The 14483-nt window shown below is 69.2% G+C and carries 12 protein-coding genes; 10 read left to right on the forward strand and 2 right to left on the reverse strand.

Annotated elements, in window-relative coordinates; all coding sequences use genetic code 11:
- The first annotated feature begins 7 nt into the window (after positions 1-7).
- The 6 genes from DMA15_RS13055 (at position 8) to DMA15_RS13080 (ending at position 7691) form a co-directional block, all read left to right on the forward strand.
- Entirely contained in the window at positions 8-1162 is a 1155-nt protein-coding gene (locus DMA15_RS13055) for an acyl-CoA dehydrogenase family protein (protein ID WP_125512935.1), read from the forward strand.
- A 185-nt stretch (positions 1163-1347) separates the two neighbouring features.
- Positions 1348-2406 (forward strand): ABC transporter substrate-binding protein, encoded by a 1059-nt coding sequence (locus DMA15_RS13060; protein ID WP_125512936.1) that lies wholly within the window; start codon positions 1348-1350, stop codon positions 2404-2406.
- Between the two features lie 222 nt (positions 2407-2628).
- Positions 2629-4071 (forward strand): aspartate aminotransferase family protein, encoded by a 1443-nt coding sequence (locus DMA15_RS13065; RefSeq protein ID WP_125512937.1) that lies wholly within the window; start codon positions 2629-2631, stop codon positions 4069-4071.
- A complete protein-coding gene (locus DMA15_RS13070; RefSeq protein ID WP_125512938.1) occupies positions 4055-5368 on the forward strand; it encodes a SidA/IucD/PvdA family monooxygenase in 1314 nt (437 codons plus the stop codon). Before DMA15_RS13065 ends, DMA15_RS13070 begins: the two co-directional genes overlap by 17 nt.
- A complete protein-coding gene (locus tag DMA15_RS13075) occupies positions 5365-5928 on the forward strand; it encodes a GNAT family N-acetyltransferase (protein ID WP_125512939.1) in 564 nt (187 codons plus the stop codon). The genes DMA15_RS13070 and DMA15_RS13075 overlap by 4 nt, the downstream gene beginning before the upstream one ends.
- Positions 5925-7691 carry an IucA/IucC family siderophore biosynthesis protein gene (locus DMA15_RS13080; protein ID WP_125512940.1) on the forward strand — a complete coding sequence of 589 codons (1767 nt, stop codon included), beginning with the start codon at positions 5925-5927 and terminating at the stop codon, positions 7689-7691. The genes DMA15_RS13075 and DMA15_RS13080 overlap by 4 nt, the downstream gene beginning before the upstream one ends.
- A gap of 59 nt (positions 7692-7750) precedes the next feature.
- Here DMA15_RS13080 and DMA15_RS13085 read toward each other — a convergent pair whose 3' ends face one another.
- Positions 7751-9370 (reverse strand): beta-N-acetylhexosaminidase, encoded by a 1620-nt coding sequence (locus DMA15_RS13085; RefSeq protein ID WP_240659777.1) that lies wholly within the window; start codon positions 9368-9370, stop codon positions 7751-7753.
- A 134-nt stretch (positions 9371-9504) separates the two neighbouring features.
- Here DMA15_RS13085 and DMA15_RS13090 point away from each other — a divergent pair, with 134 nt between their 5' ends.
- From DMA15_RS13090 to glmS, 3 genes are all read left to right on the forward strand, one after another.
- Entirely contained in the window at positions 9505-10398 is an 894-nt protein-coding gene (locus tag DMA15_RS13090; RefSeq protein ID WP_125512942.1) for a DUF4429 domain-containing protein, read from the forward strand.
- Positions 10399-10487: 89 nt separating this feature from the next.
- Complete coding sequence (locus DMA15_RS13095; protein ID WP_125512943.1) at positions 10488-10745, forward strand: hypothetical protein; 258 nt, start codon at positions 10488-10490, stop codon at positions 10743-10745.
- 10 nt (positions 10746-10755) lie between these two features.
- The gene (glmS, locus tag DMA15_RS13100) at positions 10756-12573 is read left to right on the forward strand and encodes a glutamine--fructose-6-phosphate transaminase (isomerizing) (RefSeq protein ID WP_125512944.1); all 1818 of its coding nucleotides are present in this window, start codon (positions 10756-10758) and stop codon (positions 12571-12573) included.
- 231 nt (positions 12574-12804) lie between these two features.
- On the opposite strand, the gene DMA15_RS13105 is transcribed toward glmS, so the two are convergent.
- On the reverse strand, positions 12805-13329 hold the full coding sequence (locus tag DMA15_RS13105; RefSeq protein ID WP_125512945.1) for a universal stress protein: 525 nt from the start codon (positions 13327-13329) through the stop codon (positions 12805-12807).
- Between the two features lie 486 nt (positions 13330-13815).
- Here DMA15_RS13105 and DMA15_RS13110 point away from each other — a divergent pair, with 486 nt between their 5' ends.
- A complete protein-coding gene (locus DMA15_RS13110) occupies positions 13816-14088 on the forward strand; it encodes a hypothetical protein (protein ID WP_125517705.1) in 273 nt (90 codons plus the stop codon).
- The last annotated feature ends 395 nt before the right edge of the window (positions 14089-14483 follow it).

Here is a 14483-nt window from a genome sequence, read left to right on the forward strand (position 1 = left end):
GTAAACGATGGACCACCGCCTGAGCCCCGAGCACGAGGAACTCCGCCGCACGGTGGAGGCGTTCGCCCACGACGTCGTCGCCCCGAAGATCGGCGACTTCTACGAGCGCCACGAGTTCCCCTACGAGATCGTCCGCGAGATGGGCCGCATGGGCCTGTTCGGCCTGCCCTTCCCGGAGGAGTACGGCGGGATGGGCGGTGACTACTTCGCGCTCGGCATCGCCCTCGAAGAGCTGGCCCGCGTCGACTCCTCCGTGGCGATCACCCTGGAGGCGGGCGTCTCGCTCGGCGCGATGCCGCTGCACCTGTTCGGCACCGAGGAGCAGAAGCGGCGGTGGCTGCCGAAGCTGTGCTCCGGCGAGGTGCTCGGCGCCTTCGGCCTGACCGAGCCGGACGGCGGCTCGGACGCGGGCGGCACCCGGACCACGGCGGTGCGGGACGGCGACGAGTGGGTCATCAACGGCTCGAAGTGCTTCATCACCAACTCCGGTACGGACATCACCGGCCTGGTCACGGTCACCGCGGTCACCGGCCGCAAGCCGGACGGCCGCCCGCTGATCTCCTCCATCATCGTGCCGTCGGGGACACCGGGCTTCACGGTCGCCGCGCCGTACTCGAAGGTGGGCTGGAACGCCTCGGACACCCGCGAGTTGTCCTTCTCCGACGTACGCGTCCCCGCGGCGAACCTCCTGGGCGAGGAGGGCCGTGGCTACGCCCAGTTCCTGCGGATCCTGGACGAGGGCCGCGTCGCCATCTCCGCGCTCGCCACCGGCCTCGCGCAGGGCTGTGTGGACGAGTCGGTGAAGTACGCCAAGGAGCGGCACGCCTTCGGCAAGCCGATCGGGGCGAACCAGGCCATCCAGTTCAAGCTCGCCGACATGGAGACGCGGGCGCACATGGCGCGGGTCGGCTGGCGGGACGCGGCGTCGCGGCTGGTCGCCGGTGAGCCGTTCAAGAAGGAGGCGGCGATCGCCAAGCTCTACTCCTCGACGGTGGCCGTGGACAACGCCCGCGAGGCCACCCAGATCCACGGTGGCTACGGCTTCATGAACGAGTACCCCGTGGCCCGGATGTGGCGGGACTCCAAGATCCTGGAGATCGGCGAGGGCACCAGCGAGGTCCAGCGGATGCTCATCGCCAGGGAGCTGGGTTTCGCGGGCTGACTCCCGGCAAGACGAACGCCAGGACTCCAAGCCGCCGGTGCCGCCTGTGCCGCCAATGCCGCCGGTGCCGCCTCGTGACGGTGTGACGTAGGGCCCCCTGGACTTCAGGTGAGCTTAGGCTAGCCTAAGCTCTACTTCCGGCCAGTGGCCCCGCCACCGCACCGTCACGAAAGCAGAGAACCCACATGTCCCAGCCCCGTCCCAACAAGCCCTCCCGCCGCGGCATACTCGCCGCCGGTGGCGCCCTCGGCCTCACCGCCGTCCTGGCAGCCTGCGGCAACGACAAAAAGGACGGGGACAGCAAGGGCAAGGGCGGCGCGGCCAAGTCCGGCCCCTGGAGCTTCAAGGACGACCGCGGCCAGACGGCCAAGCGGGACGCCACGCCGAAGAACATCGTCGCGTTCACCGGTGTCGCCGCCGCCCTGTTCGACTACGGCATCGAGTGCAAGGGTGTTTTCGGCCCGACGAAGACCAAGGACGGCAAGGCCGATGTCCAGGCCGGCGACATGGACATCAGCAAGCTGACCATCATCGGCAACGAATGGGGTCAGTTCAAGATCGAGAAGTACGCGGCCCTCGCCCCGGACGTGCTGATCTCCACGATGTTCGACGACCAGGGCACCCTCTGGTACGTGCCGGAGGAGAGCAAGGACAAGATCCTCAAGCTCGCCCCGAGCGTCGGCGTCAGCGTCTACGACCGCCAGATGACCCACCCGCTCCAGCGCATCCTCGCGCTCGCCGAGTCGCTGGGCGCGGACGTGAAGGCGGACAAGGTCGTCAAGGCGAAGAAGCGCTTCGAGGACGCGTCCGAGCGGCTGCGCAAGGTCGCCAAGGCGCACAAGGACATCAAGGTCCTGGTCGGCTCCGCGAGCCAGGAGCTGTTCTACGTCTCCGGCACGAACCTCTCGGCCGACCTGGAGTACTTCAAGGCGCTCGGCGTGAACTTCATCGAGCCGCCGGAGAAGGCCAAGAAGGAGTCCGGCGGCTGGTTCGAGAACCTCAGCTGGGAGAACGTGGACAAGTACGACGCGGACATCATCATGATGGACAACCGCACCTCCGCCATCCAGCCGGCCGACCTGGACAAGTCCAAGCCGACGTGGAAGAAGCTGCCCGCGGTCAAGGCCGGCCAGGTCATCCCGCGCGTCACCGAGCCCATCTTCTCGTACGACAAGTGCGCGCCGATCCTGGAGGACCTGGCGGACGCGATCGAGAAGGCGAAGAAGCTCAAGAAGGGCGCCTGACCCTCGCGTTGACGGCCGCCACGCGCGTCGACCTCCCCTCGCACCGACGGCCGCCCCTTCCATTTACGGAGGGGGCGGTTCCGTTTTTGTCACACAGGGGTACCCCCGGGTTCAGTGGGGCAGGAGCTTAGGTTAGGCTAACCTTAGCTTCACACCCCGCGCGCCTCCCCACACTCCTGTCCCCGAGTGCGCGGTCAAGTCCCCTCACCTGGAGGACAGTTCATGCGCTCGCACCTGCTCAATGACACCACCGCGGAGCGGTACCGCAGCTCCGTGATCGAAGGAGTCGAGCGGGTGGCGGCCCAACTCGCCACCACCTCACGTCCGTTCACCGGCATCTCCGTCGACGAGCTCGCGCCCCGCATCGACGCCGTCGACCTGGAGAAGCCCCTGCACGACACCATCGCCGCGCTCGACGAGCTCGAAGAGCTGTATCTGCGCGACGCGGTGTACTTCCACCACCCCCGCTACCTCGCCCACCTCAACTGCCCGGTCGTCATCCCCGCCGTCCTGGGCGAAGCGGTGCTCTCCGCCATCAACTCCTCGCTCGACACCTGGGACCAGTCCGCGGGCGGCACGCTCATCGAGCGCCGCATCATCGACTGGACCTGCGAGCGCATCGGGCTCGGCCCGGCCGCCGACGGGGTCTTCACCAGCGGCGGCACCCAGTCCAACCTCCAGGCGCTGCTGCTCGCCCGCGAGGAGGCCAAGGAGCAGGACCCCACCCGGATGCGCATCTTCGCCTCCGAGGTCGGCCACTTCAGCGTCCAGAAGGCGGCCCGGCTGCTCGGCCTCGGCGAGGAAGCCGTCGTGGTGATCCCCACCGACCACAACAAGCGCATGCAGACCGTGGCCCTCGCCCACGAGCTGGAGCGCTGCCGGCGCGACGACCTCTCCCCCATGGCTGTCGTCGCCACCGCGGGCACCACCGACTTCGGCTCCATCGACCCGCTGCCCGAGATCGCCGAGCTGTGCGCGCGGTACGGCACCTGGATGCACGTGGACGCCGCGTACGGCTGCGGGCTGCTCGCCTCCCGCAAGAACCGGCACCTCCTCGACGGCATCGAGCGCGCCGACTCCGTCACCGTGGACTACCACAAGTCCTTCTTCCAGCCGGTCAGTTCCTCGGCCGTGCTCGTGCGCGACGGGGCGACGCTGTCCCACGTCACCTACCACGCCGAGTACCTCAACCCGCGCCGCATGGTGCAGGAGCGCATCCCCAACCAGGTCGACAAGTCCCTCCAGACGACCCGGCGCTTCGACGCCCTCAAGCTGTGGATGACCCTGCGCGTGATGGGCGCCGACGGCATCGGCGGCCTCTTCGACGAGGTGTGCGACCTGGCCTCGGAGGGCTGGAAACTGCTCGCCGCCGACCCCCGCTTCGACGTCGTGGTCGAGCCGCAGCTCTCCACCCTCGTCTTCCGCTACATCCCCGCCGCGATCTGCGACCCGTCCGCGATCGACCGCGCCAACCTCTACGCCCGCAAGGCCCTGTTCGCCTCCGGTGACGCGGTCGTCGCGGGCACCAAGGTGGGCGACCGCCAGTTCCTGAAGTTCACCCTGCTCAACCCCGAGACCACCACCGCCGACATCACGGCTGTCCTCGATCTGATCGCCGGCCACGCCGAGCAGTACCTGGGAGAGAACCTTGACCGCGCCTGCTGACCCCCACCAGCCGCCCGCGCCGTACGACTTCATCGGCATCGGCCTGGGCCCGTTCAACCTCGGCCTCGCCTGCCTGACGGAGCCGCTGGACGAGCTGAGCGGCCTCTTCCTGGAGTCCAAGCCCGACTTCGAGTGGCACTCCGGGATGTTCCTGGAGGGCGCCCACCTCCAGACGCCGTTCATGTCGGACCTGGTCACGCTGGCCGACCCGACATCCCCGTACTCCTTCCTGAACTACCTGAAGGAATCGGGACGGCTGTACTCCTTCTACATCCGCGAGAACTTCTACCCCTTGCGGACCGAGTACAACGACTACTGCCGCTGGGCCGCCGCGCGCCTGACCTCGATCCGCTTCAGCACGACGGTCGAGGAGGTCACCTACGAGGACGACACCGAGCTGTACGTCGTACGGACCACCGCCGGCGACCTCTTCCGCACCCGCCGCCTCGTCCTCGGCACCGGCACGCCGCCACACCTGCCCGAGGCCTGCGACGGCCTCGGCGGAGACGCGATCCACAACTCGCGCTACCTCCAGAGCAAGGCGGAGCTGCAGAAGAAGGAGTCGATCACGCTCGTCGGCAGCGGCCAGTCCGCCGCCGAGATCTACTACGACCTCCTGAGCGAGATCGACGTCCACGGCTACCGGCTGAACTGGGTCACCCGCTCCCCCCGCTTCTTCCCCCTCGAATACACCAAGCTGACGCTGGAGATGACCTCTCCGGAGTACATCGACTACTTCCACGCGCTGCCCGAGGCGACCCGCTACCGCCTGGAGACCCAGCAGAAGGGCCTCTTCAAGGGCATCGACGGCGAGCTGATCAACGCCATCTTCGACCTGCTCTACCAGAAGAACCTCACCGGGCCCGTCCAGACCCGGCTGCTCACCAACACCGCGCTGACCGAGGCGACGTACGACAGCGAGAACCGCACGTACACGCTGGGGCTGCGCCAGGAGGAGCAGGAGAAGGAGTTCCGGCTGCGCACCCAGGGCCTGATCCTCGCCACCGGCTACAAGTACCAGGTCCCCGACTTCCTCGCGCCGGTCCACGACCGCATCCGCTGGGACGGACGGGGCCGCTACGACGTGGCGCGCAACTACAGCATCGACACCACCGGGAACGGCATCTACCTCCAGAACGCCTCGGTGCACACCCACTCGATCACCAGCCCCGACCTCGGCATGGGCGCGTACCGCAACGCGTACATCGTCGGCGAGCTGCTCGGCCGCGAGGTCTACCCGGTCGAGAAGTCCATCGCGTTCCAGGAGTTCGCCGCACCGGAGGGAGTTCTCATATGACCGGCGACCGCACCACCGGCGGCGACTTCACGTTCCGCCCGCTCGACCCGCTGTCCGACGCCGAGCTGCTGCACGGCTGGGTCACGCACCCCAAGGCCTCCTTCTGGATGATGCAGGACGCCTCCCTGCCCGACGTCGAGCGCGAGTACATGGCGATCGCCGCCGCCGAGCACCACGACGCGTTCATCGGCCTGCACAAGGGCGTGCCGTCGTTCCTGATGGAGCGGTACGACCCCCGGTACGTGGAACTCGTCGGCCTCTACGAGCCGCTCCCCGGCGACGTCGGCATGCACTTCCTCACCGCGCCCTCCGACGTCCGCATCCCCGGCTTCACGCGCGGTGTGATCACCGCGGTGATGCGGGAGCTCTTCGCCGACCCGGCGACCGAGCGCGTCGTCGTCGAGCCCGACGTGCGCAACACGGCGGTGCACGCCCTCAACGAAACCGTCGGGTTCCGCCCCGAGACCGTCATCCAGAAGCCGGAGAAGGAAGCCCTGCTGAGCTTCTGCACCCGCGCTCAGTTCGAAGCAGCAGTACGCGAAAGGGAACTGGCGATATGACCCTGTCCGACGCCGTGGCGCACCTGACCCCGGAGCGCTGGGCCACAGCCAACCGCCTGCTCATCCGCAAGGCGCTCGCCGAGTTCGCCCACGAGCGGCTGCTCACCCCCGAGCCGCTGGGCGAGGGCGCGTACGTGATCCGCAGCGACGACGGCCTCACCCGCTACCGCTTCGCCGCCCGGGTCCTGCGCCTGGACCACTGGCAGATCGACGCCGACTCGATCACCCGCCACCGCGACGGCACCGAACTGGCGCTGAACTCCCTGGAGTTCTTCACCGAACTGCGCGGCGCGCTCGGCCTGAGCGACGCGATCCTGCCGGTCTACCTGGAGGAGATCTCCTCCACGCTCTCCGGCATCTGCTACAAGCTCACCAAGCCCGCGCTCCCCGCCGCCGAACTCTCTCGCTCCGGCTTCCAGGAGATCGAGACGGGCATGACCGAGGGCCACCCCTGCTTCGTCGCGAACAACGGACGGCTGGGCTTCGGTGTGCACGAGTACCTTTCGTACGCTCCTGAGACCGCGAGCCCCGTACGCCTGATCTGGCTGGCGGCGCGCAAGGACCGGGCCGCCTTCACGGCGGGCGCTGGCCTCGACTACGAGTCGTTCCTCCGCGCCGAGCTGGGCGAGGAGACCCTGGCCCGCTTCGACCGCGTCCTGCGCGACAAGGGCCTGGACCCGGCGGAGTACCTGCTCATCCCCGCCCACCCCTGGCAGTGGTGGAACAAGCTCTCGGTGACGTTCGCGGCCGAGGTCGCACAGCAGCACCTCGTCTGCCTCGGCGAGGGCGACGACGAGTACCTCGCGCAGCAGTCGATCCGCACCTTCTTCAACCGGACCTCGCCCGAGAAACACTATGTGAAGACGGCCCTCTCCGTCATCAACATGGGCTTCATGCGCGGCCTCTCGGCGGCGTACATGGAGGCGACCCCGGCGATCAACGACTGGCTCGCGCACCTCATCGAGACCGACGAGACACTGCGCGGGACCGGCCTGACGATCATCCGCGAGCGCGCGGCCGTCGGCTATCGCCACCTGGAGTACGAGGCCGCCACCGACCGCTACTCCCCCTACCGCAAGATGCTCGCCGCGCTGTGGCGCGAGAGCCCGGTGGCATCCCTCGGCGAGGGCGAGCAGCTGGCCACGATGGCCTCGCTGCTGCACGTCGACCGCGACGGCGGCAGCTTCGCCGGGGCGCTCGTCGAACGCTCGGGCCTCGCCCCGACCGAGTGGCTGCGCCGCTATCTGCACGCGTATCTGACGCCGCTGCTGCACAGCTTCTACGCGTACGACCTGGTCTTCATGCCGCACGGCGAGAACGTGATCCTCGTCCTGAAGGACGGTGTCGTCCAGCGCGCGATCTTCAAGGACATCGCCGAGGAGATCGCGGTCATGGACCCGGACGCGGTCCTTCCGCCGGTCGTCGAGCGCATCCGCGTGGAGGTCCCGGAGGACAAGAAGCTCCTGTCCATCTTCACGGACGTCTTCGACTGCTTCTTCCGCTTCCTTGCCGCGAACCTCGTCACGGAGGGCCTGATCGACGAGGACGCCTTCTGGGGCTCCGTCGCCGAGTGCGTCACCGCCTACCAGGAGGCGACCCCGCACCTGGCGGAGAAGTTCAAGCAGTACGACATGTTCGCCCCGGAGTTCTCGCTCTCCTGCCTCAACCGCCTCCAGCTGCGCAACAACGAGCAGATGGTGGACCTGGCGGACCCCTCGGGTGCGCTGCAACTGATCGGGACGCTGAAGAACCCGATCGCATGAGCCGGGCGGGGCTCCCGGGACGGTCCCCGGGAGCCCCGCCTTGATGCCTGCCCCCATGCCTACCGGGCGGGCCAGGGCACCTGCGGCGACTTGTAGTAGCCGATGCCCAGCGCGTCCCACCGCGGGGCCTGCGCGGCGAGCCGCCCCTTGTACCGCTCCCAGTCGTGCGTGGCCGCGGGCGACCAGCCGAGTTCGGCGATCCCCGGCAGGCGCGGGAACGCCATGTAATCCAGGTGCGCGGAGGTGGACAGGGTCTCCGTCCACAGCGGCGCCTCGACACCCATGACCGCGTCGGCGGGCGCCCCCTTCAGGTAGGTCGCCGGGTCCCAGTCGTACGAGCGCCGCACCTCGACGAGGCCCGCCCAAGTCAGGCCGAGCGGGGTGTCCTTGGTGTACTTCATGTCGAGGTAGGAGCGGTCGGCCGGCGAGAGGACCAGCTTGGTGCCGTTCCTCGCGGCGTTCACCACCTGCTCGCGCTCGGCGGCGCCCGTCCTGTCGTATCCCCAGTACTGGGCGACGGCCCCCTCGGCGGGCCTGGCGCCGGCCAGCTGGTGCCAGCCCATCACCTTCTTGCCGTACTTGGCGACCACCGGCTGCACCTTGTCCATGAAGGCGACGAAGTCCTCGTGGCTGGTGGAGTGCGCCTCGTCGCCGCCGATGTGGAGGTACTCGCCGGGCGTCAGCGCGGCCAGCTCACGGATCACGTCGTCCACGAAGTCGTACGTCACGTCCTTCTTGACGCACAGCGAGCTGAAGCCGACCGCGGTGCCGGTGTAGAGGGGCGGGGCCACGCCGTCGCAGTTCAGTTCGGCGTACGAGGCGAGGGCCGCGTTGGTGTGCCCCGGCATGTCGATCTCGGGGACGACCTCCAGATGCCGCGAGGCGGCGTAGGCGACGATCTCCTTGTACTGCTCCTTCGTGTAGTAGCCGCCCTTGCCGCCGCCGACCTGTGTGGAGCCGCCGTACGTGGCCAGGCGCGGCCAGGAGTCGATGGCGATGCGCCAGCCCTGGTCGTCGCTGAGGTGCAGGTGCAGCTTGTTCATCTTGTAGAGCGCCGCCTGGTCGATGTAGCGCTTGACCTGGTCGACGGTGAAGAAGTGCCGCGACACGTCGAGCATCGTGGAGCGGTAGCCGTATCGCGGCATGTCCTTGATGGTGCCGCCCGCGATCCGCCATGGGCCGCGCTGCTCGGTCTTCTCCTCGACGGCGGCGGGCAGTTGCTGGCGGACCGTCTGCACACCGTGGAAGAGCCCGGCGTCCGACCAGGACGTGATGGTGAGGGAGGCGCGCGTCGAGATGACCCGGTACCCCTCGCCGCCAAGAGCCTTGTTCTCCGGCTCGGCGCCGATCCGCAGCCGGATGCCGTCACCGCCCTCGGTCGTGGTGACCGGGAGCCGGTAGCCGGTGGAGGGGCGCAGCACCTTCGCGAGGTACTCGCCGACGCGCCGCTCCTGCGCGTTGCCGACGCGGATCCGGGTCCGCGCGGTGATCTCGTAACCGGCGCCGCCCGCCTCGGCCTTCATGGGCGCGGGGACGATCTGGCCGAGCGGGGTGACGGAGGGCTTGGCCGCCGTGCCCGCGGAGGCGGGAGCGGGGGCGGCGGCTAAGGAGGAGACTCCGGCGGCCGCGACGAGCAGCAGCGAGCCGAGCAGACGTGACGTTCTGTGGTGCGTTCTCACAAGCGGTCCCTTCGACGGGCCGACGCAGCGCAACCGAACGATTCCCATTGGTAACTCGGCCCCTACAAGGGGTCAAGGGCCATAGGCCATCAGTGCGAGGAGTCGGCGTGAGGAGTCGGTGCGAGAATCCCCGCATGGCGGAAATCATCCAGCGGGACGGGACCTGGACCTTCGACGGGGAGACGCTGCGGCTCGTGCCGGGCCACGACAAGAGCGTCTCCCTGCTGCGCAAGACGCTGGGCGAACTGGCCGTGCCACTCGGCGCGTTGGCCGGCATAGCCTTCGAGCAGGGCAAGAAGTCGGGCCGGTTGCGGCTGCGGCTGCGCGACGGCGCCGACCCGCTGCTCCAGGCGACCGGCGGCAAGCTGGCGGACGCGTCCGACCCGTATCGGCTCCTTGTGGAGCCGGACCGGTACGGCGTGGCGGAGTACCTCGTCGACGAGGTCCGCAACGCCCATCTGATTGAACAGGTGCCCACCACGCCCTGTACGTCCTACCTCCTCCCCGGCCCGCCCCTGCCCCTGTCCGTCTCCGCCGGGGACGGCACGGCGAGCTTCGACGGGGAGTGCGTACGCCTGGAGTGGAACTGGAAGGCGGAGGAGGCGAAGTCGGCGTCCGGCACCAGGACACTGGCGCTCGCCGACCTCACGGCGGTGGAGTGGCAGCCCGCGGCCGGCCTGGAGAACGGCCACCTCCGCTTCACGGTACGGAACGCCCCGACCAAGGCGCCGCCGAAGTACGACCCGAACGCGGTGGAGCTGTGGGGCTTCAAGAAGGACCCGCTGATGGCCCTGGTCGCCGCCGCGGTCCAGGCCCGCCTCCCCCACCCCTCGGCCCCCGCGCCCCCGCCCACCCCGGCCGACGCGCCGCCCGCCGACGCCAAGGGCCACGCCCCGGCACCGGCCCCCGCCGACGACCACGACGCCCTGCTGCGCCGCCTGCGCGAGCTGGGGGAACTGCACAAGGCCGGCATCCTCACGGACGAGGAGTTCACCACGGCCAAGCAGGCGGTCCTGCGCCGCATGTAGGCCACCCGACCCCACTTTCCGGCGCGCGCTTGCCCGATTCCGGGCAGGATTCTTGCGAAAGCGGGCAAGATCCCTCAGGATCAGCAGACATGCACGACGACCTGGTGGACCACCTCACCCGCAGCACCCCGCTCCGGCGGGGCGAAGCGCTGCGGGTCATCCAGGACGTGCTCGCCTACTTCGACGAGACGACCGAAGCGTTCGTCCGTCGCCGCCACCGCGAACTGCAGGGTCAGGGCCTGCTGAACGCGGCGATCTTCGAACAGATCTCGGCGGAGCTCGCATACCGCGCGGTGGCACCGCCGGAGCTCACCCTCCGGCAGCTGCGCCGCATCATCTACGGCTAGGACACCCTCTATGTGTGGAATCGTCGGTTACATCGGCAAGCGTGACGTCGCCCCGCTGCTCCTCGAAGGCCTCCAGCGCCTGGAGTACCGCGGCTACGACTCGGCGGGCATCGCCATCACCAGCCCCAAGGCCTCGGGGCTGAGGACGGTCAAGGCCAAGGGCCGCGTCCGCGACCTGGAGGCCAGGGTCCCCGCCCGCTTCAAGGGCACCACCGGCATCGCCCACACCCGCTGGGCCACCCACGGCGCCCCCTCCGACGAGAACGCCCACCCGCACCTCTCGCAGGACGAGAAGGTCGCCGTCGTCCACAACGGCATCATCGACAACGCCTCCGAGCTGCGCGCCAAGCTCACCGCCGACGGCGTCGAGTTCCTCTCCGAGACGGACACCGAGGTCCTCACCCACCTCATCGCCCGCTGCCAGGCGGACACCCTGGAGGAGAAGGTCCGCGAGGCGCTGCGCCACATCGAGGGCACGTACGGCATCGCCGTCCTGCACGCCGACTTCCACGACCGCATCGTCGTCGCCCGCAACGGCTCCCCGGTCGTCCTCGGCATCGGCGAGAAGGAGATGTTCGTCGCCTCGGACGTCGCCGCGCTCGTCTCGCACACCCGCCAGGTCGTCACCCTCGACGACGGCGAGATGGCCACCATCAAGGCCGACGACTACCGCACGTACACCACCGAGGGCTCCCGCACGACCGCCTCGCCGACCACCGTGGAGTGGGAGGCCGAGTCGTACGACATGGGCGGCCACGACACGTACATGCACAAGGAGATCTTCGAGCAGCCCGACGCGGTCGACCGCGTCCTGCGCGGCCGCATCGACGACCGCTTCTCCACCGTGCACCTCGGCGGCCTGAACCTGGACGCGCACGACGCCCGCAAGGTGCGCCGAGTCAAGATCCTCGGCTGCGGCACCTCGTACCACGCGGGCATGATCGGCGCCCAGATGATCGAGGAGCTGGCCCGCATCCCCGCCGACGCGGAGCCCGCGAGCGAGTTCCGCTACCGCAACGCGGTCGTGGACCCCGACACCCTCTACATCGCGGTCTCCCAGTCCGGCGAGACGTACGACGTGCTCGCCGCCGTCCAGGAGCTGAAGCGCAAGGGCGCCCGCGTGCTCGGCGTCGTGAACGTGGTCGGTTCCGCGATCGCCCGTGAGGCGGACGCGGGCGTGTACGTCCACGCGGGCCCGGAGGTCTGCGTCGTCTCCACCAAGTGCTTCACGAACACCACCGTCGCCTTCGCCCTGCTCGCCCTGCACCTCGGCCGCATCCGCGACCTGTCGGTCTCCGACGGCAAGCGGATCATCGAGGGCCTGCGGAAGCTGCCCGGCCAGATCTCGGAGATCCTCAAGCAGGAGGACGAGATCAAGAAGATCGCCAAGAGCTACGCGGACGCCCGTTCGATGCTCTTCATCGGGCGCGTACGCGGCTACCCCGTCGCCCGCGAGGCCTCCCTCAAGCTCAAGGAGGTCTCGTACATCCACGCCGAGGCCTACCCCGCCTCCGAGCTGAAGCACGGCCCGCTCGCCCTCATCGAGCCCGCCCTGCCGACCGTCGCGATCGTCCCGGACGACGACCTCCTGGAGAAGAACCGCGCCGCCCTGGAGGAGATCAAGGCCCGCAGCGGCAAGATCCTCGCGGTCGCGCACCAGGAGCAGGAGAAGGCCGACCAGACGATCCTCGTCCCGAAGAACGAGAACGAGCTGGACCCGATCCTGATGGGCATCCCGCTCCAACTCCTCGCCTACCACACGGCGTTGGCGCTCGGCCGGGACATCGACAAGCCGCGCAACCTGGCGAAGTCCGTCACCGTCGAGTAGTCCACGGGATCACCGGGTCACCGGGCCAGAACATGTGAACGGCTCCCCGCGCGTGCCACCAACGCGCGGGGAGCCGTTCCCTCAAGGGCCGGGGTCGCCCATTACCCCGACCCGCGCCCGCTGCGGCCGGTGGCCTTTATGTACCCTTCGCGGCGCCGGGGAGCACCTCTACACACGAGTAGATTTATCTGCCGGCGTTACGGGACGACCGGCTTCACGGAATGACCGGCTTCACGGAATGACGACGACGGGCCGCTGCGCCCGCCGCGCGAGCCGCCCCGCCACGGAGCCGAAGATGCGGCCGACGATGCCGTGGGTGGAGCCGACGACGATCGCGTCCGCGCTGTACTCGCGGCCGACCTCCTCCAGCTCGTGGCAGATGTCGCCGCCGCGCTCGACGAGGATCCAGGGCACCTCGGCCAGATAGTCCGCACAGGCCAGCTCGAGCCCGAGCACCTCGGTGCGGTGGTCCGGCACGTCGACGAAGACCGGCGGCTCGCAGCCCGCCCAGACGGTGGTGGGCAGCCGGTTGGCGACATGCACGATGATCAGGCCGGAACCCGACCGGTGGGCCATGCCGATGGCATATGCGAGGGCCCGCTCACTGGAGGTCGAGCCGTCGAAGCCGACGACGACACCGTGCCGGAAGGCGGGATCGCAAGAATGACGTGGTTCTTCCGCCGCTCGGGGGGTCGCCGACGGATCGGCGACCTGCCGCTTGCGGTCCGCTGGTTCGGAGTATTCGTGACCGGCCATGGGTGTCTCGGCGAAGGAGTCCTCTGTGGGAGGGTCTGCTTGTTCAGACGCTGCGAAAGCTCGGGACCTGGGAGGTCGTCGGTTCGGACCCGGAAGGTCGTCCGGGAATCATCTTCCCAACCCCATACCCCCAAGGGTACGGCGACACTCCTCTCCTGCCCAGAGCCTGCGAAGAGCCCGCACGGGCCCGCGCCGGGCCGCGCACAGGGCCCCCGGCGTTCACCGGAGCATGCATGAGCCTCGCCCGTATGGCAATGGTTGCTGCCTCCTACAGGTGGTTTGCGCACCCGTCCGGGACCCGTCCGGCGCCCACCCGGCGGCACGCCAGTGACCGGCCGCCCGACCGCGCGTTGAACCCCCGTACGCCACCGCCACAGGGAGCACGCCGTGCCTGGAACCCCGACCGCGTCCCCACCCACCCGCAAGCACCGCCCGGTCCCCGGCCCACGCGCCCGGGAGGCCCGGCGGACACCCCCGCAGGACTCGGTGAGCGACGTGGTCCGCTGGGCGGTCTTCAGCTGCGTGCTGGTTCCGGTCGTCCTTGTGGGGTACGGGATCTCGTTGGCGGGCGCGGGCGGCGCGGCGCTCGGTCTCGCGGCCGTCACCGGGGTCTGCCGGGTGCTGCTCCGGCAGTCCGAGCGGGGCGCCGCGCGACTGCGCGCGGAGGAGAACAACGGGCACCGCGGACGGCACGGCAGAACGGGCACGGGGGCGCACCGGGGCCTGCGGCACAGCGCCGAGAGCGCGCCGGTCGACTGACCGATTCGCACACACGCTCCCGTAGCTTTTCAGCCAACTTCCGGGAGTCGGGCATTCCTTGGCCGAACGGGCCCCCAACCCCCGTCCGAACAGGGCTGAAAGGTGCTCCGAAGGCGTGCGCACCCTACGGGGACCGGCCATGGAGCCGAGGCGCACTTCCCTGCACGGCCCACGAGTGCAACGCTTCGTGATCGAATGCTTCACGCCAAGTTGCCATGTCGACAATCTGCCGGGTGCTGAACTGGTCACCCCGGCAGCACGGGACACAGTAGATTCGATCTTGACTGTATTACGGCGGGGGACTGGTGGAGGACCGAGGGGAAACGTGCAGGAGCGACAGGCCCAGCAAGCACGTCAGGCACGTCAAGCACATCAGGAACGGGGAGCCGCTACGA

Origin of the sequence: Streptomyces sp. WAC 01529, from assembly GCF_003945545.1 — a bacterium.
Lineage (GTDB): Bacteria > Actinomycetota > Actinomycetes > Streptomycetales > Streptomycetaceae > Streptomyces > Streptomyces anatolicus.

Bases quoted from the DNA above. Each gene is read 5' to 3' on its own strand.
- DMA15_RS13055 (WP_125512935.1), top strand. From the start codon at position 8: ATGGACCACCGCCTGAGCCCCGAGCACGAGGAACTCCGCCGCACGGTG.
- DMA15_RS13060 (WP_125512936.1), top strand. From the start codon at position 1,348: ATGTCCCAGCCCCGTCCCAACAAGCCCTCCCGCCGCGGCATACTCGCC.
- DMA15_RS13065 (WP_125512937.1), top strand. From the start codon at position 2,629: ATGCGCTCGCACCTGCTCAATGACACCACCGCGGAGCGGTACCGCAGC.
- DMA15_RS13075 (WP_125512939.1), top strand. From the start codon at position 5,365: ATGACCGGCGACCGCACCACCGGCGGCGACTTCACGTTCCGCCCGCTC.
- DMA15_RS13080 (WP_125512940.1), top strand. From the start codon at position 5,925: ATGACCCTGTCCGACGCCGTGGCGCACCTGACCCCGGAGCGCTGGGCC.
- DMA15_RS13090 (WP_125512942.1), top strand. From the start codon at position 9,505: ATGGCGGAAATCATCCAGCGGGACGGGACCTGGACCTTCGACGGGGAG.
- DMA15_RS13095 (WP_125512943.1), top strand. From the start codon at position 10,488: ATGCACGACGACCTGGTGGACCACCTCACCCGCAGCACCCCGCTCCGG.
- glmS (WP_125512944.1), top strand. From the start codon at position 10,756: ATGTGTGGAATCGTCGGTTACATCGGCAAGCGTGACGTCGCCCCGCTG.
- DMA15_RS13105 (WP_125512945.1), bottom strand. From the start codon at position 13,329: ATGGCCGGTCACGAATACTCCGAACCAGCGGACCGCAAGCGGCAGGTC.